Origin of the sequence: Sulfuricurvum sp. (genome assembly GCF_028688295.1) — a bacterium.
Classification (GTDB): domain Bacteria; phylum Campylobacterota; class Campylobacteria; order Campylobacterales; family Sulfurimonadaceae; genus Sulfuricurvum.
The window spans coordinates 1-4,617 of the sequence record NZ_JAQTYM010000107.1; the positions used below are offsets into that span (position 1 = coordinate 1).

At 39.4% G+C, this 4,617-nt stretch carries 4 protein-coding genes; all 4 read right to left on the minus strand.

Annotation, left to right across the window (positions count from 1 at the left end):
- Positions 1 to 374: Hcp family type VI secretion system effector (locus PHR02_RS13045; RefSeq protein ID WP_299992676.1), on the minus strand; the 374-nt coding region annotated here is incomplete at its 3' end.
- 94 nt (positions 375 to 468) lie between these two features.
- Entirely contained in the window at positions 469 to 1,359 is an 891-nt protein-coding gene (locus PHR02_RS13050; RefSeq protein ID WP_299992678.1) for a serine/threonine-protein kinase, read from the minus strand.
- An 8-nt stretch (positions 1,360 to 1,367) separates the two neighbouring features.
- On the minus strand, positions 1,368 to 2,039 hold the full coding sequence (locus PHR02_RS13055) for a PP2C family serine/threonine-protein phosphatase (protein ID WP_299992680.1): 672 nt from the start codon (positions 2,037 to 2,039) through the stop codon (positions 1,368 to 1,370).
- Position 2,040: 1 nt separating this feature from the next.
- Positions 2,041 to 4,617: type VI secretion system membrane subunit TssM (tssM, locus tag PHR02_RS13060; RefSeq protein WP_299992682.1), on the minus strand; the 2,577-nt coding region annotated here is incomplete at its 5' end.

Genomic DNA, 4,617 nt, shown 5'->3' on the forward strand with positions numbered 1-4,617 from the left:
GCTTGGATATCTACGATAACCGCATCTTCAAGAACGACACTGAAATAGTGCTCAGGTTTACCGGTATAGCTTGTGCGGTACCATTTAAGCTCAACATTAGTCAATGTTTCACCTTTAGTAAGTGCATTATAAAGAAGAGGTGAAGATTTATCAAACAATTTTGTTACTACCATTGGTTGGTGTGAACGTTGACCGGATGGTTGACCCGAATTTGGATCACGTGGGATTTTGATGTTGTGTGAAAAACCTTTTACGAGGGTTTCATTTTGGTGACCGTCTTGGTATACGTTCCCTACAGATTCTGGTGTGAAAGCACCCTCTGTAATAAGACCTTGTGTACTTCCTTTGATAGAAATAAACACTGGATTGTTCATTTTGACTCCTTATCTAATATAAATTAACGATGTATTGTATCGACGTAATATTAATTAAAACTAAAAATATACTATGTTATTTTAATTAAAACTGTTATTTTCTGAATATTTTATGTACTTTCATAATCAAAGATAATGTAACTGATCTTTTGAGAGGATCCGGATGCAATGTATGTTTAAACCAATCTCTTAGATGGTAGGGGATTTTATATAAATCTTTCGAATATAACGTATTTTTGTAGAGTTCTATCGCGCTTTTATTGTAGGGGAGTTTTCCAGTATAAAGTTCAAAAAAGATGACAGCAAACGAAAATAAATCACTTTTTTGATCGGGAATAGCACCCTCTAAAACCTCAGGAGAGGCGTAAATTGGATTAAACGCTTTTACGTTTTTATAATCTAGTTCAAATAGATGCTGTTTATTATTATTTATTGATATCCCAAAATCAAATAAGCGGATAGTGCGATCTTCTAAAATCATAAGATTAGTTGGGTTTATATCGGCATGGACCATATTTTTCGCATGTAGGTATTCGATGGTATTTAAAAATGAATAAAATAATTTAGTGATATCAGATTTATACCAATCAGATATTGGTATCTCGCTAAGCAGTTTCCCGTTCATATGTTCCAATACAATGTAGGGAATGTTAATTTCGTTATCGATGCCGAAATCCATTACTTTGACAATATTTGGGTGTGATAATCGGGATAGGTGGGAGTATTCCGCATACATAAAAGCATCAATATCGCTTTTTGTCGATAAATGCTCCAGAGGGAGTTTTATTGCCAGTTCTCGATCATCCCCATAATATTCGGAATAATCGTCTCGTGCTTCATACACAACGCTCAAACCTCCGGTTCCGATTTTTTTTCCCAATGTATAACGGTTATTTAAACTTTTTTCTATTTTCGTTATCCGCATAGGGGACGGTGTCGCTGTTAACTCTAGGTTTTTTATCAAATCGTCATACGTTGTTGACATGGTTACCTCTAAATTTCAACGATAACAGCGGTGAGATTATCGTTTGCCTCTTTGGATAAAACAGATGAGATGAGCATATCCAATCCGATTTGGAGTAGGTTACAGCTCAATGCGTCTTTGATAAATTCAGGGGTTACATTGTCGTACAAACCGTCTGTACAGAGTAAAAATACATCCCCTTCTTCAACTTTGAATTTTTTCACCTCTAGAGAGAGATCGGCGGGTGCTGATAAAGCGTTGGTTAAGACTTTTCGCATTCCGTTTGGGGTTTGTATCTCTTTTGCATGATCTACGGTGACCAAAGAGAGTTTACCTTCTCGTAGAAGATAACATCGGCTGTCTCCTGCATGAATCGAAACCCCTTTATTTCCTTCGATATGGAGTAACACCAAGGTTGTACCGATGATGGCATTGTGTCCGATTTTTTGGACTTTCTTTTTGAGTATCATATGTATATTATAGATTTGAGAGGTTATCGCTTCGATTTTATTATCGAAGCTACCGCTCATCTGCATTTGCTCGAAAATATCGGTTACCAAATGGCTGGCAAAATTTCCCTCTTGGTGCCCACCCATACCGTCACAAACAATCCATAGGGAACGATCATCACTGACGTAAAATGAGTCTTCATTATTTTTACGTACGTGACCTGGATGGGTAGCGTAATAGCTTTTTTTCACCTTACATTCGCTCTCTTAAGATGAATTTTCGGATAGGGCTTTCAGAACTTAATGCCTTTGCAGCAGAGCCGTTGATGATGTAAGAGCCTTTGTCATCATTGTTGCTGTATTCAACTGTGATGGTATCGGCACCGGTTGGTGTTGCACTCATACGACTGAGCAGTTTAAATAGACCCCATTCCCCTTCATTGTTGAAAGAGGTAACCGAATTGTTATCCAAATCTAAAAGTTGGAATTGAGCGTCAGCGTTTCCACTTTGTGCAGGCCATGATACCTTGCGCGCTTTGATGGGTCCGTGTTCATAAACGATGTAGCTATCATCATAGCGCAAAGACATACTCCCTAGATTTTTACCTAAAACGTTTGGTTTTATGTAGAGAGATGTCCCTAACATATCACCTCTGGCAAAGAACATTCTGCGGATATCTCTGGCAACAAAAAGAGATTCAATAATTTTTGGATCAATGGGCATTGCCGCACCGTCGACACGTTTCACCTGATAGCCTCGTCCTACCGGATTGAGGTTTACAAACGGATTGACGTATTCGCTTTGGAATCGATCGAGTACCCCGCCTGTTCTGAAAAACTCCTCAAAATCACTTAGGGCTACGTCACTCGTAGCTTTTGGATTAAAAGGGTATTTGTTGGCCAGTTTATTTTTATAGAATGGGTAGACTTCCGCCATAAATTGTTGATTTATATGCTGTTTTCCTTGGGACATTAATTTACCCATTCCATTCATGGAACGAGGCAGCCAGCGACTCACCGGTGATGGGAGAGGACTCACTTCAGAACTCATTCCCATCCCTTGGCCGTTTGCTCGGCTAATGACGGCATTAAAAGCATCAGCAGGAGAACCAGATGCCACTGAGCCGCCTGATTGTGACGAAGCATTTTCAAGACGGGTCATTTCAGCTTGAAGGGTTGCTCCGGCTACTCCCTCTTCACTTAAGAGTTGATGGAACGGTTTAAAGAAATCACGAATCGTTTTAACGGATGCGTCAGGGACGATGTTTTTGGCAGTATCTGATGTGACAACGGTTGCCGTATTTCCGGATTTGGTTGCGTATTTCGCCATCGCTTTTTTCTCAAGGATTTCACTGATCGAATAGATATCGGTATGGTGTTTTAGCCCCTTTAAGACACTGATGATCGGAGAGTCTTGAGAGGTGAGTATTTTCATCTCTTCCGGTGACATATCAGGACGTATTTGTAGGGTATTTAATGCCTCCATCCAGATTCGTTTGTAATCGGCAAAATAGTAATTTTGGATTTTGGCGTAGACGACATCGAGCTCACTATCTTTTAGCTCAGTTGAATAACCCAATACCCAGTTTAATCGAATAATCTCTTTTAGAAGGGTTTTTGAATCGAGGGTAAAGATTTTTTCATACCCCTCTTTGGTATAAAAGCCAGGGATAATATAGTCATTTCCCACAAACAGCGGGGCATTACCACCCATCCCTTTTGCAAATTGGAAATCTTTGAGATTCATCTCTTGGGCTTTGTCTTTGATCTGTTTATATAAAAGTGCTTCTTGTCCGAATCCAGCTAATTTATTTCGGGCAATTTGTACCGAGTTTGGATTGATTTCGTAGGGTTTGAAACCATGTGCTAAGAGTCGTTTCCAATGGCCATTTAGGTTTTTCTGACGTTCACTATCCTCTGGGTACTCTAATGCCCAGATTTTTCCCATCCATTGCTCTAAGAAACGATTGTTACGCTTATCTTCTTTGTTAAGCATGAGGTAGGCTTTTGTATTTTCCCAGGTTAGATCATAGCTATCTAAATGTGCAAGCATGTGAGATTCTAAAACACTCCCTGTTTGCGGTAGGAGAATTTTTTCAAGATAGAGGTAGTAAAGCTCATCTAATTTTTCTTGTCGCTCTTCTACTTTGAAAAATGACAATTTCCAAAATCGGATTGAGCTTTCATCTGCATCGGTTGTTTTGATAGAGTAAAGGGTATTTAACAGATTCAATCGATGTTCAAAATCATCACTCTCGTTTAACGCACTACGGCTCTCTTCGTATTTTTTTATTTGGAGGTTCAACGTCTCGATGGTTTGGGAATGACGGTTATAATCGATCAGCCAAGCGATACTGATGAGGGCAACGAGTATGACGGCCACGATAACCCCGATATACTGACGTATTTTTTGTTTTGAGAGAGTTGTTGAATCCATTTTTATAATATGGGATTCGCGAAAGATAACATCACTTAAAACTTTGCGTATAAAGAGCCCTTTCTGTGAGAGCATCTGTGGAAGGGTGCCGGAGGTATTGTGGGTATATGATGGGAGCGCATCACTCATAATACTGCTAAAATAGATCCCTCTAAGCATCAGAGGGGCACGATAACGTGTTTGTGCAAATCCCATATCGATGAACATTTTAAGTTTCTCGAAAACAAGAGAGAGTTCATCGCAGAAGAATAAAATTTTAGATCGTGACGCGCTGTCCCACTCTTGGTGTATTCGATCAAGAATCGAATCATCGAGCCGTTTGATCAATGTCTCAAATTCAGGCTGAACGACACTGCTGTCAATATTTTTGTTCTCATCAAACGTCATACCGAG